We start from the raw sequence: 20836 nt of genomic DNA on the forward strand, positions 1-20836 counted from the left end.
CCGTGGAGACCGGCTGTCCCGGCTCGGTAGAGGATCGGTCGACGTTCCTCGGCCTCGGACGCCCGTCCGGCGAAGTGAAGTCAGCACCACGCGCTGACTGGTTGGCGGGATTTGCTACCGGACCGTGCGTTGGTCGCCGGCGGCGGGTTCGCGTCGCCGCATGACGACCCGTCGAAGCGCCCCCGCGGAGGCCACCGACATCAAGCCGGCCACCGCGCCGACGGCCACCGGACGCCACCCCAGCGCCTCGTCGAGGAGCATCCACAGGCCGAACACGCCGAACAGCAGGCCGGCCGCGCCGTGCAGCAGCTGCTCGGGCAGCTGACGGTGCAACACCGTTCCGACGGCGATCGCGACGGCGTCGGCCAGCACCATGCCCGCCGTCGCGCCGAGCCACACCCCCAGCCAGTTGCGGTCACTGGCCAGGGCGACCGTCGCCAACATCGTCTTGTCGCCGAGTTCTGCCAGCAGCACCGAGGACACCACCGCGAACAGCACGAACCGCGGCTCGCGGACCGTGGTGTGCCCGGAAGCGGCGCTGGTGCCCTCCCGCCAGGTCCATACCCCGAAGCCGATGAACGCCACCCCGGCCACGGCGGCGATGGGTCGCGTCGGCAATGTCAGCCCCAGGAAGTGCCCCACCGTCACCGAGATGCCGTGGACCGCGAACGCGGCGATGGCCACACCGCTCAGCACCACCCACCACCGGTGGCGGAGCGCGTAGGTCATGGTGATCAGCTGCGACTTGTCGCCGAGTTCGGCCAGGAACACCACGCCCAGGCTGATCAGCATGGCAGCGAGCATGCGAGACGACCTTTCGTCAGCTGCGAGGCTAGTGACTCACCGGCCCGGCCGCCAGCGTCGCCCGGGGTTTCGGCGACGGGGATCCGCTGATTCGAAATGTCTTATGCGGCAAGGAGCATGGCCAGAATCGCGGTATCAGGGTGGCTGACCGGGTCGACTCCGACCCGGCTCACCATGGACGTCACCGTGCCGTCGGATTCGGCTTCGACCCAGGCCGCCCGGTGTTCCAGACCCAGATAGGGCAGACCTGGCAGCAGCACGCATCCCGATGCTGCACCCCGGCATTCCGGTAGCGAGGGAATGGTCTCTGAGGGCGGGTGCAACATCAGCAGCGCCGAGGGCTGGCGGCCGGCGAAATATCCCGGCGCGATCGCGGATTCGCCGGCCACGGTGCCTTCGGCCAGCAGCAACCCGACGGTGCCCGGACCCGGATTGTCGGGGAGTTCCTCTCGCGTGCCGAACACCGTTGTGGTGGGCAGCAGTCCGGGCATCGAAGCCACCCGGACCGCGATGCTGAGCAACTGCGCCCATTCCTTGGTCGAATCCGGCCAGCGGCCGAAAACCACGAATCCGTGCAGTTCGCCGTGGGAATGGAACGGGGCGACTTCGATCGCCCGGCCGGACCCTGTCGTCTCCATCGCACACCCTCCGCGACATTTGGCTCGTCTGCTCGCATTTCAGCGGGTGGGTTGCCTGGCAGCATGCGACAGCCGACGAACGCGTGCAAGCGGACACGGCGGCGCGGGCGATAACGAATCGATGAACAAAACGAAGCGGGGGCGCCGCACCAACGGCGCGACGCCCCCAGCTGCGGTGCGACTAGAAGATCAGACCCGAGGTCTTGGAGGTTGCGGCCGCGAACCGGGACTGTACGTCGGCCCAGTTGACGACGTTCCAGAACGCCTTGACGTAGTCCGCCTTGACGTTCTTGTACTGCAGGTAGAAAGCGTGCTCCCACATGTCGACCTGCAGCAGCGGGATGATGCCCAACGGCACGTTGGCCTGCTGGTCGTAGAGCTGGAAGGTCAGCAGTTTGCCGCCGAGGGTGTCGTAGCCGAACACCGCCCAGCCCGAACCCTGCAGCCCGTTGGCGGCCGCGGTGAACTGCGCGCGGAACTTGTCGAACGACCCGAAGGCGTCATCGATGGCAGCGGCCAGTTCACCGGTGGGCTTGTCACCGCCGTTGGGGGACAGGTTCTTCCACCAGATCGAGTGGTTGACGTGCCCGCCGAGGTGGAACGCCAGGTTCTTCTCGTTCAAGAAGATCGCGCCGTGATCGTCGTTGGCGCGTGCCTCTTCGAGCTTGGCCAGCGCGCTGTTGGCGCCGGAAACGTAGGCGGCGTGGTGCTTGCTGTGGTGCAATTCGTTGATCTGGCCCGAGATGTGCGGCTCAAGGGCTCCGTAATCCCAGTCCAAGTCCGGCAAGGTGTAGTCGGCCACGGGGTTCCTTCCTTCGATCAGTACTGATCCGGTGTCGATCACCGTTGATCATTGTCGACATGCGTTGACGCTGTGGCGGCACCCCACCGCCCACTGCGGCCGCGGTGTGGTGAGACCACCTCGATCAACACTGCTCCAACAGCGGGAGTACTGCAACAATGGGCCGCGCGGCGATGCCGTGAACAGCGCTCAGATCAGAACGATCGCCAGTAGGACCGTCAACAACACCAGTGCGATCACGCCGGCGCGCAGCGACGCCAATAGATAGCTGCGCTTGTAGGTGGACGATCCAGCGTGCCAGCCGGTCGCCGTGGCGACCGGCCCGGGTCCGACCGGACGTGCCGTCATTCCCCTGCCCTCGACATCCCTTGCCCCCATGCTCACCGTGCGCCTCACCCCCGTGAGACGCATCACAACTGTCCTGTGACGGCGATCATAGCGCTTCGATGCGCCGGTGGAAAAATCTGCCCGGTACAACCCGTCTCGCCTGCAGCGATGCGTCTGGCGGCGGGCGTCCAGGCGGCGGCAGCAGTTGCTTAGTTAATCGAGGGATTTCGCTCGGAGCTGTTAATCAGCTCACATCAGCGGCTCCACATTGTCCACAGTGGGCCGGGTGCGGAGGCGCAAAAAGCACCTCATGGGGCGTGTCCACCCCCGGCCCGCGTGTGGATAAACCTGTGGAAACTGTGGATAGCTCGGTGTAGCTGAGAGCGGTTCACGGCCGGGCTGGGCGACCCGCGGCGGTCGGTCCCCGCAAGCGGAAGGTACCCCCACCGCCGGCCTTGCGATCGCCGCTACGCTGGTGCGGTGATCCAGGTGTGCTCCCGCTGCGGCACGCGGTGGAACGTGCGCGATCGGCGGCGGGCGTGGTGCCCGCGCTGCAACGGCGCGCTGTGGGCGCCGCTGACACCCGCGCAGGAAGCGGAGTTGCAGTGGGCCCAGCCCGGCCCCCCGGCGCCGTCCGAGCAGTCCGTGGCGCCTTCCGAGTCGCCGCCCCGGCTGGGGCCGGGCTACCGCTGGATCGCGGTGCGGCCGGGGCCGCCGCCCCCGCAGCGTCGTCGTCGGCGACCGCTGGGTCCCACCCCGCGCTACACGGTGATGCCGCGCTGGACTCTGATGGGTGCGCCGAGTCCGACTGTGGCACAGCCCAAACCGCAGGGGAGGGCGGCACCGCCGACGCGGTCGTTGGAGAAGGCGCTGGGTGGCGCGATCGCCGCGCTGGGCATCGCCGCGCTGGTGCATGCGCTGATCTACGTGCTGATGATCGTCAACCGCACCAGGTTGCTGCACCCACTGATCGCCGAGGGCGCGGTGTGGTTGGGCAGGCTGGCCGGTCTCGCCGCGATCGCGGCGGTCGTCCACTGCGCTCTGGTGCTGACCCGTTGGCTGCTGGCGCGCCGGGAGGCGGCGTTCGCCCGGCTGCAGCTGCCCGAGTCGCGCCCGGCCTGGGCGCTGTGGACCGGCTGCCTGGTGCCGCTGGTCAACCTGGCCTGGGCCCCGGTCTACGTGCTGGAGCTGGCCGGGCGAGAGGACCGGCTGGCCCGGCTGCGCAAACCGGTCGTGATCTGGTGGGTGGTGTGGGCGGTGGCCACCGCCGCGGCGCTGTTCGCCACGGCCACCAGCTGGGCCGACGACGCGCAGGGCATCGCCGACAACATGGTGGCCACGGTGGTCGCCTATCTGCTCGGCCTGGCCGCGGTGGTGGCGGCGGCCCGGGTGGTTGAGGGATTCGAGCAGCGGTCGATGGGCCGGCCCGCCCACCACTGGGTGGTGGTGCCCGACGGCCAGGATCCGGCGCCGTCGGGACCCGCGGCGCAGGGCGGCCCGCCGGCGGAGCCGGAAGCCGCTGCGGCACCGACCGTCGCTGTCGGGTCCGGCGGGCGGGAACCGGCAGCATAAACCCATGGCAGCGGCCGACGATGTGGTGGCGGAGCACCCCTTCGTGGTCGCGCATCGGGGCGCCTCGTTCGATCGTCCGGAACACACGCTGGCCGCATACGATCTGGCGCTGCAGGAGGGAGCCGACGGCGTCGAATGCGATGTGCGGCTGACCAGCGACGGTCATCTGGTCTGCGTGCACGACCGCCGGGTGGATCGGACGTCCACCGGGGCCGGCTTGGTCAGTGAGATGACGCTGGCGCAGTTGCAGAACTTCGACTACGGGTCCTGGCACAACGGCCGCCCGGACGGGTCACCCGAGGCCGCGACCCCCCGGGGCGCCGGTCTGCTCACTCTCGATGCGCTGGTGGCGATGGTCCTGGACTGGCACCGGCCGGTGAAGATCTTCATCGAGACCAAGCATCCGGTGCGTTACGGGGCGTTGGTCGAACGCAAGCTTCTGGTCCTGCTGGACCGATTCGGGATCGCCTCGCCCGCCTCGGCGACCCGTTCGCGCGCGGTGGTCATGTCGTTCTCGGCGGCGGCGGTGTGGCGGGTTCGGCGGGCCGCGCCGATGCTGCCGACGGTGCTGCTGGGTTCGGCGGCCCGGTACCTGCGCGGCAGCGCCGCGACCACGGTCGGGGCCACCGCCATCGGCCCGTCCATCGCGACGCTGCGCGAGTACCCGGAGTTGGTGGACCATGCGGCGGCACGTGGTCGTTCGCTGTACTGCTGGACCGTCGACCGTGACGAGGACGTCGATTTCTGCCAGGATGTCGGAGTCGCATGGATCGCCACGAATCAGCCCGCCCGAACCAAGGCGCGGTTGCGGGCGGGCTGATCAGCGGAGGGCGGAAGGCGGTTACCCGCCGGCGGCCCGCGGCGCGCCGGCCTCCGGCGTCACGGTGCCGAGCTCGCGGGCGATGAAGTTCTCCAGGTCGAACAGATTGTGCCCGGCGCGGTCGGCCACCCGCAGCAACCGGGTCATCACGGCGACCTCCTCGACCTGCTCACGCAGGAACCACTGCATGAACTGCTCGCCGAGGTGGTCACCTTCGTCACGGGCGGCACTGGTCAGCCCGCTGATCTGTTCGGTGACGGTGCGCTCTTGGTCGAGCACGAGAGCGAGCGCGTCGCGCGGGGCATCGAAGCGGTTGCGCACCGCGCCCGTGCCGGGGATCTCGACGTCGACGGCGCGGTCGAGCAGGTACTGCACCATCATCATCGCGTGACGGCGTTCCTCGACGGCCTGGGCATAAAAGAACTTCGCCAATTGCGGGAAATCTCCGCCGTCAAAATATACGGCGACGGCGACGTATTGCTGCGCGGCGGTGAATTCGTGGTAGATCTGCTCCTGGAGCAGCGCGTGGAATTTTGACGTGTGGTTATCAATCTCGGACATGAATCCGATACTACCGAGGTCAGACCCGGTTTGCATCCAAGGTGCGCCTTAGTCAGGGCAGCTTTGCCTAAGTAAAGATAGGGTTGGCTGATATTGTTCTGGCGCCCGCCGGGAATTTCCAATATACGTTAATTGTCCGTTGCCATTGTCGGCGGCGCGTCACGGCTCAACTCGTCGAATAACCGCGCGGCCTGCTGGTGGTCCCACACCACCGCCTCGCCGGCCTCGGTGTAGGTGAACTCCCCGACCGGGACGGTCAGCATCGTGGTGGCACCGCGCAACGCCCAGCCGAGTGCGGCCAGGTCCAGGACGCCCGCGCCGGCGTCCACCGTCATCGCGTGCGCGGCGGCGGTCGGCACGCGGTACCAGCGCAGCGGGTTGAGCCAGACGGTCGGGTCGGCGACGCGGGCCAGCAGCGCGGACAGAAATAGACGCTGGTGTTCCATCCGGTCCAGATCGGCGCGGGGTGTGGCGCGGCTGCGCACGTAGCCCAAGGCGGCCTGGCCGGCCAGCTTCTGGCAGCCGGCAGGTAGGTTCAGCCCGGCCAGCGGGTCCTCGATCGGCTCGTCCGGGCACAGCACGACCCCGCCCAGGGCGTCGACGAGCGTGGCGAAGCCGCCGAACCCGATCTCGATGTAGTGGTCCAGCCGCAGCCCGGTGGCCTGCTCGACGGTGCGGGTCAGCAGCGGTGCTCCACCCAGCGCGAACGCCGCGTTGATCTTGTCGTGGCCATAGCCGGGGATGGGCACATACGAGTCGCGCGGGATGGACACCACCGTGGTGGGCGTGCCGGAACCCGTCGCCGGCAGGTGGATGAGCAGCATCGTGTCGGTGCGGCCGTTGCCGACGTCGCCGCCGGTGGTCAGGTGCTGCTGCTGTGCGGCGCTGAGTTCTGCGCGACTGTCGGAACCGACCAGCAGCCAGGTCGTACCGCGGCCTTGCGACGGACGGTCGGGGTAGCCGGTGAACACCGCGGCACGGTGCAGCGCGGTGTCGAGCCAGGCGGCGCCGCCGACCAGCCCGGCCATGCCGAGCAGCACTACCAGCATCGCGAGCACAACCAGCCGCCGCAGCCAGGACCGCCGTCGTCGGCGTGCCGGCCGGGGTGGTGCCGGCGGCTGCCGCGTCACCGGAGGCGCCGGAAGCGACGCCGGGCGCTGGGGTGCCGGGCGCTGGGGTGCCGAACGCCCGGGCGGCGGGTGGCGGCGCAGCAGCGGCGGGGGCTCGCGCGGAGGCGGGGGCGGTGGCTGCCGCTGCCAGGACCGCCCCGGACCGCCGGGTCCGCGATCGCCGTTCACCTGGCCAATCTACGCACTCGGGAGCTGCGCGGCGGCTCATGCCGTGTGTGGCGTCTACACGAAAAAATCGCCCCCGAATGGGTGACAAACACCATTGGCGACGGCCGGTCCGCACCCCGACGATGGTTTTACCCACACAACAACGTCGATGCCGACCCGGATCGACGACAGCCCGCCGACCATGGAAGGACCGCGAGCTGAACGGATCGGCATCGAGCCCGGTGTGTCGATCCTTCCCGATTCCTGCTGGACCCGGAGCTGATTCCGCCTCCGGTTGGTGACGGCCGTTTCAGGCCGAGCGCGACGGCAGCGAACAGATCCGAAATGGATGGAAGGAACACCCTGGTGCCCGATGAAAGTGCTGGCGAGCAACGCACCGCATCGCCTGACACCGGCAAACTACGCATTCGCAAGCTGTATGACAGCGAGACGAAGTTGTCCTGGGTTCTGGCCGGCCTGGCAGGCTTGCTGGGCGCCACGGCGTTCACCCATTCCGCCGGCTACTTCGTCACCTTCATGACCGGCAACGCGCAGCGCGCGGTGATGGGCTACTACGCCGAGGACGACTGGGCCGCGTCATCGCCGTGGCTCGCGCTCTCGGCGGCGTTGCTGCTGGTGGCGTTCGTGGCCGGCGTGATCAGCGCGTCGCTGTGCCGGCGCTACTTCTGGCCGACCCGACCGCATTCCACCACGGTATTGACCACCCTGGCGCTGGTACTGGCCACGCTGCTGGACGGGTTCCTGCTCGGCGGACCGGAGCTTCCGCTGCCATTCTTCCCGATCGTCTTGATGACGTTCGGCATCGGCGCGTTGAACGCGACCTTCATCGACAAGAAGGGCGAGGTGTCGATCCCGCTGAGTTATGTGACCGGCACCCTGGTGAAGATGGGCCAGGGCATCGCGCGGCACCTCCTCGGGGTAGACGAGATCACCGCCTGGCTGGGCTACTTTCTGCTGTTCGGGTTTTTCGTGCTCGGCGCCGGGATCGGTGGGGCTATCGGTATGGTCGCCGGCGGTACCTACATGCTGGCGATCGCCAGCCTGATCTGCGCGCTGACCACCGTATACACCTATTTCTACGCCGACCGTCGTCAGATCTTCCAATAAGTCGCAACCAAACCCGGTACGTCGCACCCAAACCCGGACCTCACATTTTCTCAGGTGACGTTAGCGGTATTCCCATCAACTTGTTATGTTGAACGCGCCAGTTCGGCCACTGTCGCGGAAAGAGGTCTACCCACGATGACTCGTGCGCCCAGTCGGAGGCTAAACCGTGGTGTTGTCGGTCTGGGTGCGGCGGTGGCGGCGTTTCTGGCGTTCGGCGTGACACCGCTGGCCGCGGCGCCGGCGGCCGCCGCCGACAGCTTCGACGACGTGTTCGAGCTGGCATGGGCGCCGTTCCTCGATGAGGCCACCGGCGGCACGGACTGGGCTGCGGTCTTCGACCCGGCGTCGTGGGAGGCGTTCTTCGGGCAGCTGAACTTCGATGGCGTGCTGCCCGGCGCGGCAGCTGCGGAGCCGAGCCTGTTCGCCCCGGACCTCACGGCGTTGATGCACGACTGGGTTTACACCCCGCTGTACACCGGTATCGACGACCTGGTAGGCAGCTCCTGGATGGCGCCGGTCGTCGACGGGCTGAACCAGCTCAGCGGGGCGCTGGGGCTGGGCCTGATGATCGGTGACGGGACGGCCGGCACGGCGGAGTCCGCCGCCGGTGGAGCGGGCGGCTGGTTGTTCGGTGACGGTGGGGCCGGCTGGGACAACAGCGAGGTCAACGGCGTCGGTGGTGCCGGTGGCGCGGCCGGGTTCTTCGGCAACGGTGGCGCCGGTGGCTCCGGTGGCGAGGGCGGAGCCGGGGGCGTCGGCGGGGCCGGCGGCTGGTACATGGGTGTCGGCGGCGCCGGCGGCTCCGGTGGCGACGGGCTGATCGGCGGTAGCGGTGGCGACGGTGGTCTGGGCAGGGGATGGGCGCTGGGCGTCGGCGGGGTCGGTGGCGACGGTGGCGACGGCACCCACATCGGCGGCAACGGTGGCGACGGCGGCAACGGCTCGATCTGGTTCGGCGGCGGCGGCGACGGCGGCGACGCCGGCAACGGCGTCTACCACGGTCCGGGTGATCTGCCCGGCCTGGGCGGGGCCGGCGGCCTCGCCGGCGCTTTCGGCACGCACGGCGCGGTCGGCAACTTCGGCACGCTGGACGACGCCCCGGAGCGGGGCCCGGCCGAACTCGCCACCGCCGGCAACTGGATCGTCGACCACGACGGCCGGGTGGTCATCCTGCAGGGCGTCAACCAGGTGTATAAGTCGCCGCCGTTCTCACCCGGCGGCAACGGCTTCGACGACGACGATGCGGCGTTCCTGGCCGCCAACGGCTTCACCGCGGTGCGGCTGGGCATCTACTGGGCGCAGATCGAACCGCAGCCCGGGGTCTACGACATGGAGTACCTGGAGTCGGTCAAGGAGACCATCGAGACCCTCAAGGCGCACGGCATCGTCAGCATCCTCGACATGCACCAGGATCTCTACAGCTCGGAGATCGGCGGCAACGGCGCACCGGACTGGGCGACGATGTTCAACCCGGACGACAACGACACCAGCGCACCGTTCCCGTTCGGCTACGCCCTCAACCCCGCGCAGAACCAGGCCTGGGATGCGTTCTGGGCCAACGAGAAAGTGGACGGCGTCGGGCTGCTGAACCACTATTCCCGGATGTGGCAGACCGTCGCCGACTACCTGGGCGGTACCCCGGGTGTCGCCGGCTACGAGATCATGAACGAGCCGTGGCCGGGCACCCCGTGGCTGGGCAGCTTCCTCGGCAACGCGCACTTCGACCGCGAGACGCTGACCCCGTTCTACGACCAGGTGACCTCGGCGATCCGGTCGGTCGACCCGAACACGACGGTGTACTACGAGCCGAATGTGCTGTTCGGCAACGCAACCGCGGTGACCCACATCGGTCCGGTCGACGACGACAACACGGTGTTCGCGTTCCACGACTACTGCATCTTCGACGCCCTGGGTGGTGGCAGCTCCTTCGGCTGCTCGCTGTGGGACGGGATGATGATGAGCGGCGCCCAGCACTACATCGACCGCTACGACGTCCCGGGGATGGTCACCGAGTTCGGCGCCACCCGCAACCTCGACACCATCGCCAGTCAGCTGAACTCGATCGACCCGCACAAGTTCGGGTGGCTGTACTGGGGCTACACCAACGAGGCGGGATCACTGGTGCACAACACCAACGTGGCGCCGACCGGGGACAACGTCGACGAGGCCGTTGTGGCGACGCTCGCCCAGCCGTACCCGCAGGTGATCGCCGGCGTTCCGAACAGCTGGTCGTTCGCAGCCGGGGTCTTCTCGTTCAGCTACTCCACGGCGATGGCCGACGGCTCGGGCAGCTTCGGCGCCGGGTCGGAGACACAGATCTCGATCCCGCAGATCCAATTCCCGAACGGCTACCAGGTCAGCGTCACCGGCGGCACGGTGGCGTCGGAGGACAATGCTCCGGTGCTGGTGATCGAATCGGTCGCCGGTGCCGGCACCGTCACCGTCACCGTCAGCCCCACCGCAGCCGGGTAGCGGGGCGTCAGCGCAGCCAGCCCAGCTGATCGGCGAACAGCGAGTACCCGACGAAGGCGACGGTGTCGATCAGGCCGTGGGCCAGTACCAGCGGCCACAGCCGGCCGGTGCGCTGCCAGGCGTAGCCGAACACCAGACCCATCGCGACGTTGCCCAGCCCCGCGCCGAACCCCTGATAGAGGTGATAGGCACCGCGCAGTAGCGCCGACCCGGCCAGCGCCACTGTCGGGGGCACCCGCAGCTGCCGCAACCGGGTCAGCAGGTAGCCGACGACGATCACCTCTTCGGCGAAGCCGTTGGCGAAGGCGATCACGATCAGCATGGGGGCGCGCCACCAGGTGTCGTCGACCGCCGCGGGGATGACATCGGCGTTGAGACCCAGGGTTCGCGCCAGCAGATACAGACCCAGGCCGGGCAGCCCGATCAGGGCAGCCAGTCCGAGGGCGCCGGCCAGATCGGTGCGGCGGGGCAACCGATCCAGCCCGATACACCCCGGTCGGTAGCCGCTGCGCCACAACAGATACAGCGCCAGGGCGCCCCAGGCGAACAGCTGCGCGGCCCAGGCCGCGTTGAGGCCGAAGTCGATGACGTCGAAGTACGACCGGCGCGGGTTCAGCGGGATCCGCTGGGCGCTGAGGTCGCGCAGCACCGCGTCGGTGAGCTGCAGGATCGCGGTGACGGCGCTGAGCCCGAAGGTGACCGCCAGCACCAGGACGACCTCCAGGCGCAGTGCGCGTCGTCGCTGGTCCGCCGGCTCGGTCACCCCGACACGGTATAACCGCTACGGACGACGGGGCTGCAGTCCGTTGAGGAACGGGCAGCCCATCAGTGCGCGCACCGCCCGGTTCAGGCTCAGTACGTCCTCGACCGGACGCGGGAAGCTCAGCCGCACGTCGTGGTCACCATCGGCGGCCTCGACCCGCAGCCACATCCCATAGCGGTCTACCGCGAGGGGGCGGGGCCGCCCGCGGCGCAGTTGCGGCGGCAACTTGGTGGTGGCCAGTCGGGCTAGCAGTTCGGGGTGCGCCGAATCCAGGTGCTGCAGCCAGTGCGCCTCGATCGCGCAGAACGGGTCGGGGCGGGCGGCCAGCAGCTCATCGACGGCGACCGACTCGGCGCCCGTCGCATCGGCCAGCACCGCCGAGTCCGGCGTGAGCCGCAGCAGTGCGTAGCTGACGTCCGTGGGGGCTGCGACCGCGGACGGCCGGGCCGTCGAACGCGGGGAGATCACCTGCAGCAGCGCCGGATTGGGGTTGACCGCGGCGATGCGGTCGAGCAGTGCGGGGATCTCGGACTCGGGGACCGTCAGCAGCCGGCCGCGGATCCACGCCAGCGCGCGGACCCGTTCACGCAGCCGTAGCGGTGCGTGGTCGGTCAGCTCCAGCATCGCCGCCACCCCGGTGCCGGCGGCCTCGGCGACCGGATCGCCGACGGGGACCGCCACCACCATGGATCCGTCCGGCAACAGCTGGCACACCGGCGCGTTGACCGGCGCGGCGTCGGTGGAGTCGGCGATCGCAAGCAGTGCCTGGCCCCGGACACAGGCGCTGCGGATCCGCTCCGCGGACGTCGGGACGGTTACCGCTGTGGTGGTGGCCATCGATCACCCTTTCCGTAAGTGAGGTAAGCCTAACTTAATTAACGGTCGGGTCCGGCGCAACCGTTTCGCGGATTCCTTCTCCACGCCGCGCTCGGGGCGACCGCCCCGAGCCGCCGCGGCCGATAGGGTTGAGCGGTGACCCGCATCAGCTATCTCGGCCCGGCGGGGACCTTCACCGAAGCGGCGCTGCTCGCGTTGACCGGCGCCGGATTGGTTCCCGGCCGTGGCCATCAAGACCATCAAACGGTGCCGGCCGAGACCACCCCGGCCGCGCTGGACGCCGTGCGTACCGGCGTCACCGAGTACGCCTGCGTGCCGATCGAGAATTCGATCGAGGGCGGTGTGACGCCCACCCTGGACGGCCTCGCGGTCGGCTCGCCGCTGCAGATCTTCGCCGAAACCACCCTCGATGTCGCGTTCTCGATCGTGGTGGCGCCGGGGCGGGCGCCCGGTGACATCCGCACGGTGGCAGCCCACCCGGTGGCCGGCTCCCAGGTGCGACGTTGGCTGGCCGAGCACCTCCCGCGGGCCCATGTCGTGCCGGCGAACTCCAATGCGGCTGCCGCCCAACAAGTCCGCGACGGACAGGCAGACGCCGGGGTGAGCACCGCGCTGGCGGCGCAGCAGCGCGGGCTGGTCACGATGGCCGACGGTGTCATCGACGAACCCAACGCGCGGACCCGCTTCGTGCTGGTGGGCGCGCCCGCGCCGCCGCCGCGGCGCACCGGCGCCGACCGGACATCGGTGGTGCTGCGGCTGGACAACGCACCGGGCGCCCTGGCGGCCGCGCTGACCGAATTCGGCAGCCGCGGAATCGATCTGACCCGGATCGAGTCCCGCCCGACGCGCACCGAGCTGGGCACCTACCTGTTCTTCCTGGACGCTGTGGGGCACATCGACGATCCCGCCGTCGAGGCCGCGCTGCAGGCGCTGCGTGGCAGCTGCGCCGACGTGCGGTACCTGGGCTCCTGGCCCGCCGGGCCGTGCGGCGGAGTGGAGGCGAGGACATGAGCGGCCGGCTGGTGCTGCTGCGGCACGGTCAGTCGTACGGCAACGTCGACCGTCGGCTTGACACCCGGCCGCCCGGGTCCGAACTGACGCCGTTGGGCCGGGATCAGGCCCGGGCGTTCGCCGGGAACGGTCTGCACCGTCCGGCGTTGGTCGCCCATTCGGTGGCGGTGCGCGCGGCCCAGACCGCCGCGGAGGTCAGTGGACCGTTCGGCGTGACCGCCCGCGCCATCGAAGGCATTCACGAGGTGCAGGCCGGCCATCTGGAGAACCGCAACGACGACGACGCGATCGCCGAGTTCAACGCGATCTATCAGCGGTGGCACTGCGGCGAGACCAGCGTTGCGTTACCCGGCGGCGAGACCGCCGAGCAGGTGCTGGACCGCTACCTGCCCGTGGTCACCGAGCTGCGGATGCGTTACCTCGACGACGACGACTGGATCGGGGACATCGTCGTGGTCAGCCATGGCGCGGCGATCCGGCTGGCAGCCGCCACACTGGCGGGGGTGGACCGCAGCTTCGCGCTGGACCACCACCTCGGCAACGCCGAGGCGGTGGTGCTGTCGCCGATCACCGACGGCCGGTGGAGTTGCGTGCAGTGGGGCTCGCTGACGCCGCCGTTCTATCCCGAACCCGATGCCGACCCGGTCGGCGACGCGCTGCGCTCCGACACCGACCCGATGGGCTAGACCAGGGCTAAATCGCCAGCGCGTAGACCTCGGCGCAGCGGCAGCCGACCGCCTCGCAGTCGAGCGCGAACGAATGCGCCATCAGCTCGCCGGGACAGCCGTCCTCGGTGCACTCGGCGGTATACAGCACGTGGTGGATGAGCGTGCCGTGGCAGTGCTCCAGCCCCGCCCGGCAGGCTCGGCAGTGGTCATCCATGGGTCGTTCATAGCACTGCCTGCCGACAGCATCGTTCCGCCGCGCCGCGGCCGCGCCGTTCAACCCCAGCCGAGTTCGTGCAGCCGGTCGTCGTCGATGCCGAAGTGGTGGGCGATCTCGTGGATCACGGTGATCCGCACCTCCTCGACGACCTCGTCATCGGAGCCACACATCTCCAGCAGCGCGTCGCGGTAGATCGTGATGGTGTCCGGCAGCGACCCGGCGTAACTGGAGTCCCGCTCGGTCAGCGCCACCCCCTCGTAGAGCCCGAGCAGGTCGGGCTCCTCGTCGTTGCGGCCCTCTACCAGGATGACGACGTTGTCGAAGGCGGCGGCCAGTTGGGCGGGAATCAGGTCCAGCGCGTCGGAGACGAGTTCGTCGAACCGGCGCGGGTCCATCTGCACACTCACCGCGGCTGGCTACCGGCGGGCAATTGGTTCAGCCGCTCCGCGGGAATCGACGGCGGCGGCACCGGGGGCTGGCCGTTGATCAGCAGCGGCCCGCGAGCACTGTTGATCAGGGCCGCCCAGCCGCCGTTGCCCAGTGTGGCGCCGAGGCTGCACGCCACCTCGCGGCTGCCCGCCGACCAGCTCGGCAGGGAGATGGTGGCGTAGGTCAGCGTCAGCGTCGTGTCGCGCAACTGCACCGGTGCCAGGTAGACATCGGTGAGCCGGGTGCAGGTCTCCTTGATGAACGCGTCCTGCTCGGGTTCGGGAGGCAGTGCGTCGGGGAACCGCTCCGCCAGATTGACGGTGCCGGTGACCTCTTTGGTGTGGGGTGCGGCGCAGTCCACCGGAACGTCGTTGGGCTGGTTGGTGGCCGGGTCGATGCCCAGGCAGGTGCCCGGCGGCCAGACCTTGGACTGGTCGATGTCGGCGACCTTGCCGGTGAAGGCGATCTGTTGGCCACCCACGCCGGGAAGCTGCAGGCCGCACAGCATTCGGCGCTCACCATGCTGCCGCCAGGCCCGCTCGCCGGCCCACAGCATGCTGGCGACGAACTTGCTGTGCGGGTCGAATTTCGCGCCGAGGTAGCGGCGCACCGAGGACTCGCACTGCTCCTGGGTGATCTGCTCGATGCGGGCCGTCGACGGCGGCGGGGCCTCCGGGCCGTACTCGGCGCCGGGGAACATCTTCATGTCCACCGGCCCGGCGACCTCGAACTTGTGCTCCTCGGCACAGCTGACCACCGTCGCGCCGTCCAGGTCGTCCTCCGGCCAGTTCAGGCAGTCGCCGGCGACCGCGCGGTCGATCGCCTCGTTGCCCTTTCCGACACCGATCCCCAGGCCGGGCCCGGGGCCCTTGCCGCCCGCACCGGGTGGCGGCTCGGCGCTCAGATGGCCGAGCAGCCCGCCGGGCCCCTCGCCCAGTACCGGAACCACGGTGACCAGCCCGGCGATCAGCAGCCCGCCCAGCGCGGTCAACAGCAGGGTCCGGCGGGTTGCGGCGGCCTGCAGCGTGCGCAGCCAAGACACCCGCTTGGCGGGTGGATTCTCCTGGTCGGCTGCCTTCGACATCCGGTCCATTCTGACAGGCAGCCGCCAGCACGTGACAAATGATGCGAAAGTGATGCCGCTGACCGGGCTGGGCCTGGTTGTAGGGTTGCGCCGTGATCGACCTGACCCTGCTGCGTGAAGACCCCGACCGCGTCCGCCGCTCCCAGCTGGGCCGCGGCGAGGATCCTGCCCTGGTGGACGCCCTGCTGGCCGCCGACACCGCACGGCGCACCGCGATCTCGGCGGCCGACAACCTGCGCGCCGAGCAGAAGGCGGCCAGCCGGTCGGTCGGCGCGGCGTCGCCCGAGGAGCGGCCCGTGCTGCTGGCCCGGGCCAAGGAGCTGGCCGAGCAGGTCAAGGCCGCCGAAGCCGCCCAGGCCGAGGCGGAGGCGACGTTGCGCGGCGCGCACCTGGCGATTCCCAACGTCGTCATCGACGGGGTGCCCGCCGGCGGGGTGGACGACTACACGGTGCTCGACGTGGTCGGTGAGCCGCCGGCGATCGAGAACCCTCGGGACCATCTGGACCTCGGCGAGTCGCTGGGCGTGATCGACATGGGCCGCGGCGCCAAGGTCTCCGGGTCACGGTTTTACTTCCTGACCGGCGCCGGGGCGCTGCTGCAGCTGGGCCTGCTGCAGTTGGCGCTGCGGCTGGCGGTTGAGAACGGATTCACGCCGATGATCACCCCCGCGCTGGTGCGGCCCGAGATCATGTCGGGCACCGGGTTTCTCGGCGCGCACGCCGAGGAGGTGTACCGGCTCGAGGCCGACGATCTGTATCTGGTCGGCACCTCCGAGGTGCCGCTGGCCGGCTACCACGCCGACGAGATCCTGGAGCTGTCCGGGGGGCCGCTGCGCTACGCGGGGTGGTCATCGTGCTTCCGCCGGGAGGCCGGCAGCTACGGCAAGGACACCCGCGGCATCATCCGGGTGCATCAGTTCGACAAGGTCGAGGCGTTCGTCTACTGCCGGCCCGCCGAGGCCGAGGCGGAACACGATCGGTTGCTGGGCTGGCAGCGTGAGATGCTGGCCCGTATCGAGGTGCCCTACCGGGTGATCGACGTCGCCGCGGGCGATCTCGGCTCATCGGCCGCGCGCAAGTTCGACTGCGAGGCCTGGGTGCCGTCGCAGGGCACCTACCGCGAGCTGACCTCGACGTCGAACTGCACCACCTTCCAGGCGCGCCGGTTGGCCACCCGCTACCGCGACGACAACGGCAAGCCGCAGACGGCCGCGACGTTGAACGGCACGCTGGCCACCACCCGGTGGCTGGTGGCGATCCTGGAGAACCACCAGCAGCCCGACGGCAGCGTGCGGGTGCCGGCGGCGCTGGTGCCCTACGTCGGCGTGGAGGTGTTGGAGCCGTCCGGCTCCTGATCGGCGTCGGCGTCAGGCGGTGAAGAGCCGGCGCGAGCAGTCCAGCAGCATCCGGTGCAGTTCGTCGTTGGGGATGTCGGAAACCGCGGGGTCGGCGGCGGCCCCGAGGATGCCGGGAACCAGCATGGCGATCGCGATGAGGGTCGCGGGGTCGGGCTCCGGTCCGGCCAGGATTGCCTGCAGGCGTCGGGAGGCGTCCCGGAATTCTCCGATGGCCTCGACGACTCCCACCACGGCGGGATCGGTGTGGACCAGGGCGGTGGTGCGGCGGTGGCGGACCGCCAGCTCGATGAGGCCGCTGATGGTGGCCTCGCGCTGTACCTCCCGGGACGGGATCGCCTCGGCGATATTGACGACCCGGGCGATGTCGTCGAACACGGGACGGAAGACGGCGACGACGATGTCGTCCTTGGAGTGGAACTGGTAGTACACCGCCGACTTGTTGACGCCCAGGCGGTCGGCGATCATCTGCAGGGTCGTACCGCTGACCCCGTGTTCGGCGAACAGTGCCTGCGCCGCGTCGAGCACGCGGTCTCGTGCGAAACCGCGCGGAGCCAACGTCTTCGCCACCGCGTACCTCCCGGCCACCCAGAGTGAGCCACACCGGCCAATTGAACTAACTATTCGCTTGATTCTACTTTACTGTTCGTATAACTTCACCTTCGACGATTAAGACTGCAGGCCAGGGGAGGGAGCGTCGCCGATGCTGAAACCACAGGTCCACGAGTCGGCGGAACGCGCCCGATGCAAGCGCTGAAGCGCGGCTGGCTGCCACTGCTCATCGTGGTGGTGCTGGTGCTCGGCACGCTGACCGTGCTGCGGCTGCGCACCTTCTTCGGCGGTGAGGATTCCAGCCTGATCAGCACCAAGGTCGACGACACCAAGCCCTACAACCCGAAAGTCGTCACCTACGAGGTCTTCGGCGAGCCCGGTGCGACCGCCGACATCAGCTACCTCGATCTCGACAGCAGGCCGCAGCGCGTCGACGACGCGGTGTTGCCGTGGGCGGTGACGTTGAGCACCACCTTGTCGGCGGTGTCGCCCAACCTGTATGCGCAGGGCAAGGGCTCCACGCTGGGGTGTCGCATCAGCATCGACGACGAACTCAAGGACGAACGAACCGCCACCGGCGCCAGCGCCATGACCTTCTGTCTGGTCAAAGCCGCATGAGCGCGCGGCCGAACCCGCATGCCGCCGAGCGCGGCCGGATCGCCAAATGGATTCGGCGCCTGGCCATCCCGATCATGCTCGGCTGGATCGGGATCATCGTCCTGGCGAACGCGACCGTTCCGCAGTTGGAGCAGGTCGCCGAGACGGCCGCCGTGCAGATGACGCCTGAGGAGGCGCCGTCGATGATCGCGGTCAAACGTCAGGGCCAGCTCTTCGAAGAGTTCAGCTCCAACAGCTCGGTCATGCTGGTGCTCGAGGGCGACGAACCACTGGGCGCCGACGCTCATCACTACTACGACGAAATCATCGCCAAGCTCAAGACCGACACCGCCCACGTCGAACACATCCAGGACTTCTGGGGCGATCGCCTGACCGCCGCCGGGGCGCAGAGCCCCGACGGCAAGGCCGCATACGTGCAGATCTACACCGCCGGCAACCAGGGCGAGGCGTTGGCCAATGAGTCGGTCAAGGCGGTGCAGCAGGTGGTCGACAGTGTGACGGCGCCGCCCGGCGTCACCGCCTATGTGACCGGTGGTGCCGCGCTGGCGGCCGATCAGGACAAGGCCGGCACCCGCAGCATGCACGTGATCGAGGGCCTGACGTTCGTGGTGATCATCACCATGATGCTGCTGGTGTACCGATCCATCACCACCGTGCTGCTGGCGCTGTCGATGGTGGTGACCGGTCTGATGTCGGCCCGCGGCATCGTCGCGTTCCTGGGCTACCACGGGTTGATCGGGCTCTCGCCGTTCGCGACCAGCCTGCTGGTGACGCTGGCGATCGCGGCCGCCACCGATTACGCGATCTTCCTGATCGGCAGGTACCAGGAGGCCCGCGCTGCCGGCGAAGACCGGGAAAGCGCCTACTACACCATGTTTCGCAGCACCGCGCATGTGGTGCTGGGCTCGGGGATGACGATCGCGGGGGCCACCATGTGCCTGCACTTCACCCGGCTGCCGTACTTCCAGTCGTTGGGTATCCCCCTGGGTATCGGCATGACGGTCGTCGTCATCACCTCACTGACGATGGGGTCTGCCGTCATCTCGGTGGCCGGCCGGTTCGGGACGCTGCTGGAACCCAAGCGGGCCAGCCAGGGTCGAGGCTGGCGCAAAATCGGTGCGGCCGTGAGCCGTTGGCCCGGGCCGGTGCTGATCGCCGCTACCGCGGTCACCATGGTCGGCATCCTGGCACTGCCCGGTTATGAGCCGGGTTACAACGACCGCGCCTACATGCCGGCCGACCTGCCCGCCAACCAGGGCTTCCTGGCCTCCGACCGGCATTTCCCCTCGGCGCGGATGAACCCCGAGATGCTGATGATCGAAACCGACCACGACGTACGCAACTCGGCCGACTTCTTGATCATCGAGCGAATCGCCAAGCGCGTCACCGCCGTGCCCGGCATCTCCCGGGTCATGTCCATCACCCGGCCGCAGGGCATTCCGATGGAGCACTCCACGTTCGGCTACCTGATCGGCATGCAGTCGGTGAGCCAGGAGATGACCCGGAAGTTCAACGAAGACCGCACCGCCGAGATGCTGGCGCAGGCCGAGGACATGCAGGTCAACATCGACACCATGACCAAGATGATCGAGCTCATGGAGCAGATGAACGCCACCATGGGCCGGATGGTCGGCAAGATGCACCTGATGGTCTCCGACATCGAGGAACTGCGCGACAAGATCGCCAATTTCGACGACTTCTTCCGGCCGATGCGCAGCTACTTCTACTGGGAACCGCACTGTTTCGACATTCCGGTCTGTTATGCGCTGCGGTCGGTCTTCGATGCCATGGACGGCGTCGACACCATGACCGACGCCTTCAAGGGGATCATTCCGGACATGGACGCGATGGCCGCGCAACTGCCGCAGATGCTGGCGTTGATGCCGCCGATGATCCAGATGATGAAGAACGCCAAGGCCATGATGGAGTCCACCTACGCCACCCAGAGCGCACTGGCCAAGCAGCAGGCGGAGGCCCAGGGGGATCCCGCCGCGATGGGGGAGGCCTTCGACAAGGCCCGCAACGACGACTCCTTCTACCTGCCGCCGGAGATCTTCGACAACGAAGAATTCCAGCGCGGCATGAAGATGTTCATCCCCCCCAACGGTCACGGGGTGCGGTTCATCATCACCCACGAGGGCGACCCGCTCAGCGCCGACGGCATCGAGCACATCGACGCGATCAAGCTCGCGGCCAAGGAGGCGATCAAGACCACGCCGTGGGAGGGCTCCAAGATCTACGTCGGCGGTACCGCCGCGATGTTCAAGGACATGCAGGAGGGCTCCGATTACGACCTGATGATCGCCGGAGTGGCGGCGCTGTGCCTGATCTTCATCATCATGCTGATCATCACCCGTGCCGTGGTGGCCGCGCTGGTGATCGTGGGTACCGTGGTGGTCTCGCTGGCCGGCGCCTTCGGTATGTCGGTGTTGGTGTGGCAGCACATCATCGGGCTGCCGGTGCACTGGATGGTGCTCGCCATGGCGGTGATCATCCTGTTGGCCGTTGGCGCCGACTACAACCTGCTGCTGGTGTCGCGGCTCAGAGAGGAGATCCACGCCGGGCTGCACACCGGCATGATCCGGGCCATGGGTGGCAGCGGGTCGGTGGTGACCGCCGCCGGACTGGTGTTCGCCTTCACCATGATGACGATGGCGGTGAGCGAACTCCGGGTCATCGGACAGGTCGGCACCACCATCGGTATGGGGCTGCTGCTCGACACGTTGATCATCCGCTCGTTCATGACGCCGGCGATCGCCACGCTGCTCGGGAAGTGGTTCTGGTGGCCGCAGGTGCCGCGGCTGCGGCCGCCGCCGTCACCGTGGCCCGCACCGCTGCAACGGGATCCGCATGAGGCGCTGGTGGAATCCGGCGGCGGATCCCACCGGAAGTGGTGAGCGT

The 20836-nt window shown here is 68.8% G+C and carries 20 protein-coding genes and 1 pseudogene; 9 read left to right on the top strand and 12 right to left on the bottom strand.

From position 1 onward, the window contains the following. Positions 1-114 precede the first annotated feature (114 nt). The 4 genes from G6N19_RS10075 to G6N19_RS10090 form a co-directional block, all read right to left on the bottom strand. Positions 115-804, bottom strand: coding sequence for a TMEM165/GDT1 family protein (locus G6N19_RS10075; protein WP_013831081.1), 690 nt, complete (start codon positions 802-804; stop codon positions 115-117). 101 nt (positions 805-905) lie between these two features. Beyond that, positions 906-1442, bottom strand: coding sequence for a hypothetical protein (locus G6N19_RS10080; RefSeq protein WP_013831080.1), 537 nt, complete (start codon positions 1440-1442; stop codon positions 906-908). 181 nt (positions 1443-1623) lie between these two features. Next, positions 1624-2244: a superoxide dismutase gene (locus tag G6N19_RS10085; RefSeq protein WP_013831079.1), complete on the bottom strand. Its 621-nt coding sequence runs from the start codon at positions 2242-2244 to the stop codon at positions 1624-1626. A gap of 189 nt (positions 2245-2433) precedes the next feature. Beyond that, entirely contained in the window at positions 2434-2592 is a 159-nt protein-coding gene (locus G6N19_RS10090) for a hypothetical protein (RefSeq protein ID WP_013831078.1), read from the bottom strand. A 459-nt stretch (positions 2593-3051) separates the two neighbouring features. Between G6N19_RS10090 and G6N19_RS10095 the strand changes: the two genes are divergently transcribed. Both G6N19_RS10095 and G6N19_RS10100 read left to right on the top strand, forming a co-directional pair. Further along, positions 3052-4143, top strand: a complete 1092-nt coding sequence (locus G6N19_RS10095) for a DUF4328 domain-containing protein (protein WP_041319140.1) — start codon at positions 3052-3054, stop codon at positions 4141-4143. A gap of 4 nt (positions 4144-4147) precedes the next feature. Then, entirely contained in the window at positions 4148-4963 is an 816-nt protein-coding gene (locus G6N19_RS10100; protein ID WP_193466250.1) for a glycerophosphodiester phosphodiesterase, read from the top strand. A gap of 21 nt (positions 4964-4984) precedes the next feature. Here G6N19_RS10100 and G6N19_RS10105 read toward each other — a convergent pair whose 3' ends face one another. After that, positions 4985-5524 carry a ferritin gene (locus G6N19_RS10105; protein WP_193466251.1) on the bottom strand — a complete coding sequence of 180 codons (540 nt, stop codon included), beginning with the start codon at positions 5522-5524 and terminating at the stop codon, positions 4985-4987. 128 nt (positions 5525-5652) lie between these two features. After that, positions 5653-6822, bottom strand: coding sequence for an LCP family protein (locus G6N19_RS10110; protein ID WP_193466252.1), 1170 nt, complete (start codon positions 6820-6822; stop codon positions 5653-5655). Between the two features lie 345 nt (positions 6823-7167). On the opposite strand from G6N19_RS10110, the gene G6N19_RS10115 reads away from it, so the two are divergent. Together G6N19_RS10115 and G6N19_RS21580 are read left to right on the top strand one after the other, a co-directional pair. Beyond that, positions 7168-7929 carry a DUF1275 family protein gene (locus tag G6N19_RS10115; RefSeq protein ID WP_193466253.1) on the top strand — a complete coding sequence of 254 codons (762 nt, stop codon included), beginning with the start codon at positions 7168-7170 and terminating at the stop codon, positions 7927-7929. 192 nt (positions 7930-8121) lie between these two features. Beyond that, positions 8122-10401 carry a cellulase family glycosylhydrolase gene (locus tag G6N19_RS21580; protein ID WP_193466254.1) on the top strand — a complete coding sequence of 760 codons (2280 nt, stop codon included), beginning with the start codon at positions 8122-8124 and terminating at the stop codon, positions 10399-10401. Between the two features lie 7 nt (positions 10402-10408). Here G6N19_RS21580 and G6N19_RS10125 read toward each other — a convergent pair whose 3' ends face one another. After that, on the bottom strand, positions 10409-11164 hold the full coding sequence (locus tag G6N19_RS10125) for a CPBP family intramembrane glutamic endopeptidase (protein ID WP_013831071.1): 756 nt from the start codon (positions 11162-11164) through the stop codon (positions 10409-10411). Between the two features lie 18 nt (positions 11165-11182). After that, positions 11183-12001 carry a DUF2470 domain-containing protein gene (locus G6N19_RS10130; RefSeq protein ID WP_013831070.1) on the bottom strand — a complete coding sequence of 273 codons (819 nt, stop codon included), beginning with the start codon at positions 11999-12001 and terminating at the stop codon, positions 11183-11185. Positions 12002-12136: 135 nt separating this feature from the next. Between G6N19_RS10130 and pheA the strand changes: the two genes are divergently transcribed. Together pheA and G6N19_RS10140 are read left to right on the top strand one after the other, a co-directional pair. Beyond that, positions 12137-13012 carry a prephenate dehydratase gene (gene pheA / locus G6N19_RS10135; RefSeq protein WP_013831069.1) on the top strand — a complete coding sequence of 292 codons (876 nt, stop codon included), beginning with the start codon at positions 12137-12139 and terminating at the stop codon, positions 13010-13012. Then, positions 13009-13698: a histidine phosphatase family protein gene (locus G6N19_RS10140; protein ID WP_013831068.1), complete on the top strand. Its 690-nt coding sequence runs from the start codon at positions 13009-13011 to the stop codon at positions 13696-13698. The genes pheA and G6N19_RS10140 overlap by 4 nt, the downstream gene beginning before the upstream one ends. Before the next feature lie 7 nt (positions 13699-13705). Here G6N19_RS10140 and G6N19_RS10145 read toward each other — a convergent pair whose 3' ends face one another. The 3 genes and pseudogenes from G6N19_RS10145 to G6N19_RS10155 all read right to left on the bottom strand — a co-directional run. Then, on the bottom strand, positions 13706-13894 hold the full coding sequence (locus G6N19_RS10145) for a hypothetical protein (protein ID WP_013831067.1): 189 nt from the start codon (positions 13892-13894) through the stop codon (positions 13706-13708). Between the two features lie 59 nt (positions 13895-13953). Then, a complete protein-coding gene (locus G6N19_RS10150) occupies positions 13954-14304 on the bottom strand; it encodes a metallopeptidase family protein (RefSeq protein WP_041319136.1) in 351 nt (116 codons plus the stop codon). 17 nt (positions 14305-14321) lie between these two features. Next, positions 14322-15419 (bottom strand): annotated as a pseudogene (locus tag G6N19_RS10155) (septum formation family protein); the annotation flags it as partial. 83 nt (positions 15420-15502) lie between these two features. On the opposite strand from G6N19_RS10155, the gene serS reads away from it, so the two are divergent. After that, positions 15503-16765 (top strand): serine--tRNA ligase, encoded by a 1263-nt coding sequence (gene serS / locus G6N19_RS10160; RefSeq protein ID WP_013831064.1) that lies wholly within the window; start codon positions 15503-15505, stop codon positions 16763-16765. Between the two features lie 12 nt (positions 16766-16777). Here serS and G6N19_RS10165 read toward each other — a convergent pair whose 3' ends face one another. Beyond that, on the bottom strand, positions 16778-17335 hold the full coding sequence (locus G6N19_RS10165; RefSeq protein WP_013831063.1) for a TetR/AcrR family transcriptional regulator: 558 nt from the start codon (positions 17333-17335) through the stop codon (positions 16778-16780). Positions 17336-17509: 174 nt separating this feature from the next. On the opposite strand from G6N19_RS10165, the gene G6N19_RS10170 reads away from it, so the two are divergent. Further along, entirely contained in the window at positions 17510-17935 is a 426-nt protein-coding gene (locus G6N19_RS10170) for an MmpS family transport accessory protein (protein ID WP_013831062.1), read from the top strand. Further along, positions 17932-20832, top strand: coding sequence for an MMPL/RND family transporter (locus G6N19_RS10175; protein ID WP_193466255.1), 2901 nt, complete (start codon positions 17932-17934; stop codon positions 20830-20832). Before G6N19_RS10170 ends, G6N19_RS10175 begins: the two co-directional genes overlap by 4 nt. The last annotated feature ends 4 nt before the right edge of the window (positions 20833-20836 follow it).

The sequence above is a fragment of the Mycobacterium novum genome (genome assembly GCF_010726505.1).
Lineage (GTDB): Bacteria > Actinomycetota > Actinomycetes > Mycobacteriales > Mycobacteriaceae > Mycobacterium > Mycobacterium algericum.

Coding starts and splice junctions, on each gene's coding strand:
- G6N19_RS10105 (WP_193466251.1), bottom strand. CDS start 5,524: ATGTCCGAGATTGATAACCACACGTCAAAATTCCACGCGCTGCTCCAG.
- G6N19_RS10130 (WP_013831070.1), bottom strand. CDS start 12,001: ATGGCCACCACCACAGCGGTAACCGTCCCGACGTCCGCGGAGCGGATC.
- G6N19_RS10170 (WP_013831062.1), top strand. CDS start 17,510: ATGCAAGCGCTGAAGCGCGGCTGGCTGCCACTGCTCATCGTGGTGGTG.
- G6N19_RS10090 (WP_013831078.1), bottom strand. CDS start 2,592: ATGACGGCACGTCCGGTCGGACCCGGGCCGGTCGCCACGGCGACCGGC.
- G6N19_RS10080 (WP_013831080.1), bottom strand. CDS start 1,442: ATGGAGACGACAGGGTCCGGCCGGGCGATCGAAGTCGCCCCGTTCCAT.
- G6N19_RS10100 (WP_193466250.1), top strand. CDS start 4,148: ATGGCAGCGGCCGACGATGTGGTGGCGGAGCACCCCTTCGTGGTCGCG.
- G6N19_RS10145 (WP_013831067.1), bottom strand. CDS start 13,894: ATGGATGACCACTGCCGAGCCTGCCGGGCGGGGCTGGAGCACTGCCAC.
- G6N19_RS10175 (WP_193466255.1), top strand. CDS start 17,932: ATGAGCGCGCGGCCGAACCCGCATGCCGCCGAGCGCGGCCGGATCGCC.
- G6N19_RS10075 (WP_013831081.1), bottom strand. CDS start 804: ATGCTCGCTGCCATGCTGATCAGCCTGGGCGTGGTGTTCCTGGCCGAA.
- G6N19_RS10140 (WP_013831068.1), top strand. CDS start 13,009: ATGAGCGGCCGGCTGGTGCTGCTGCGGCACGGTCAGTCGTACGGCAAC.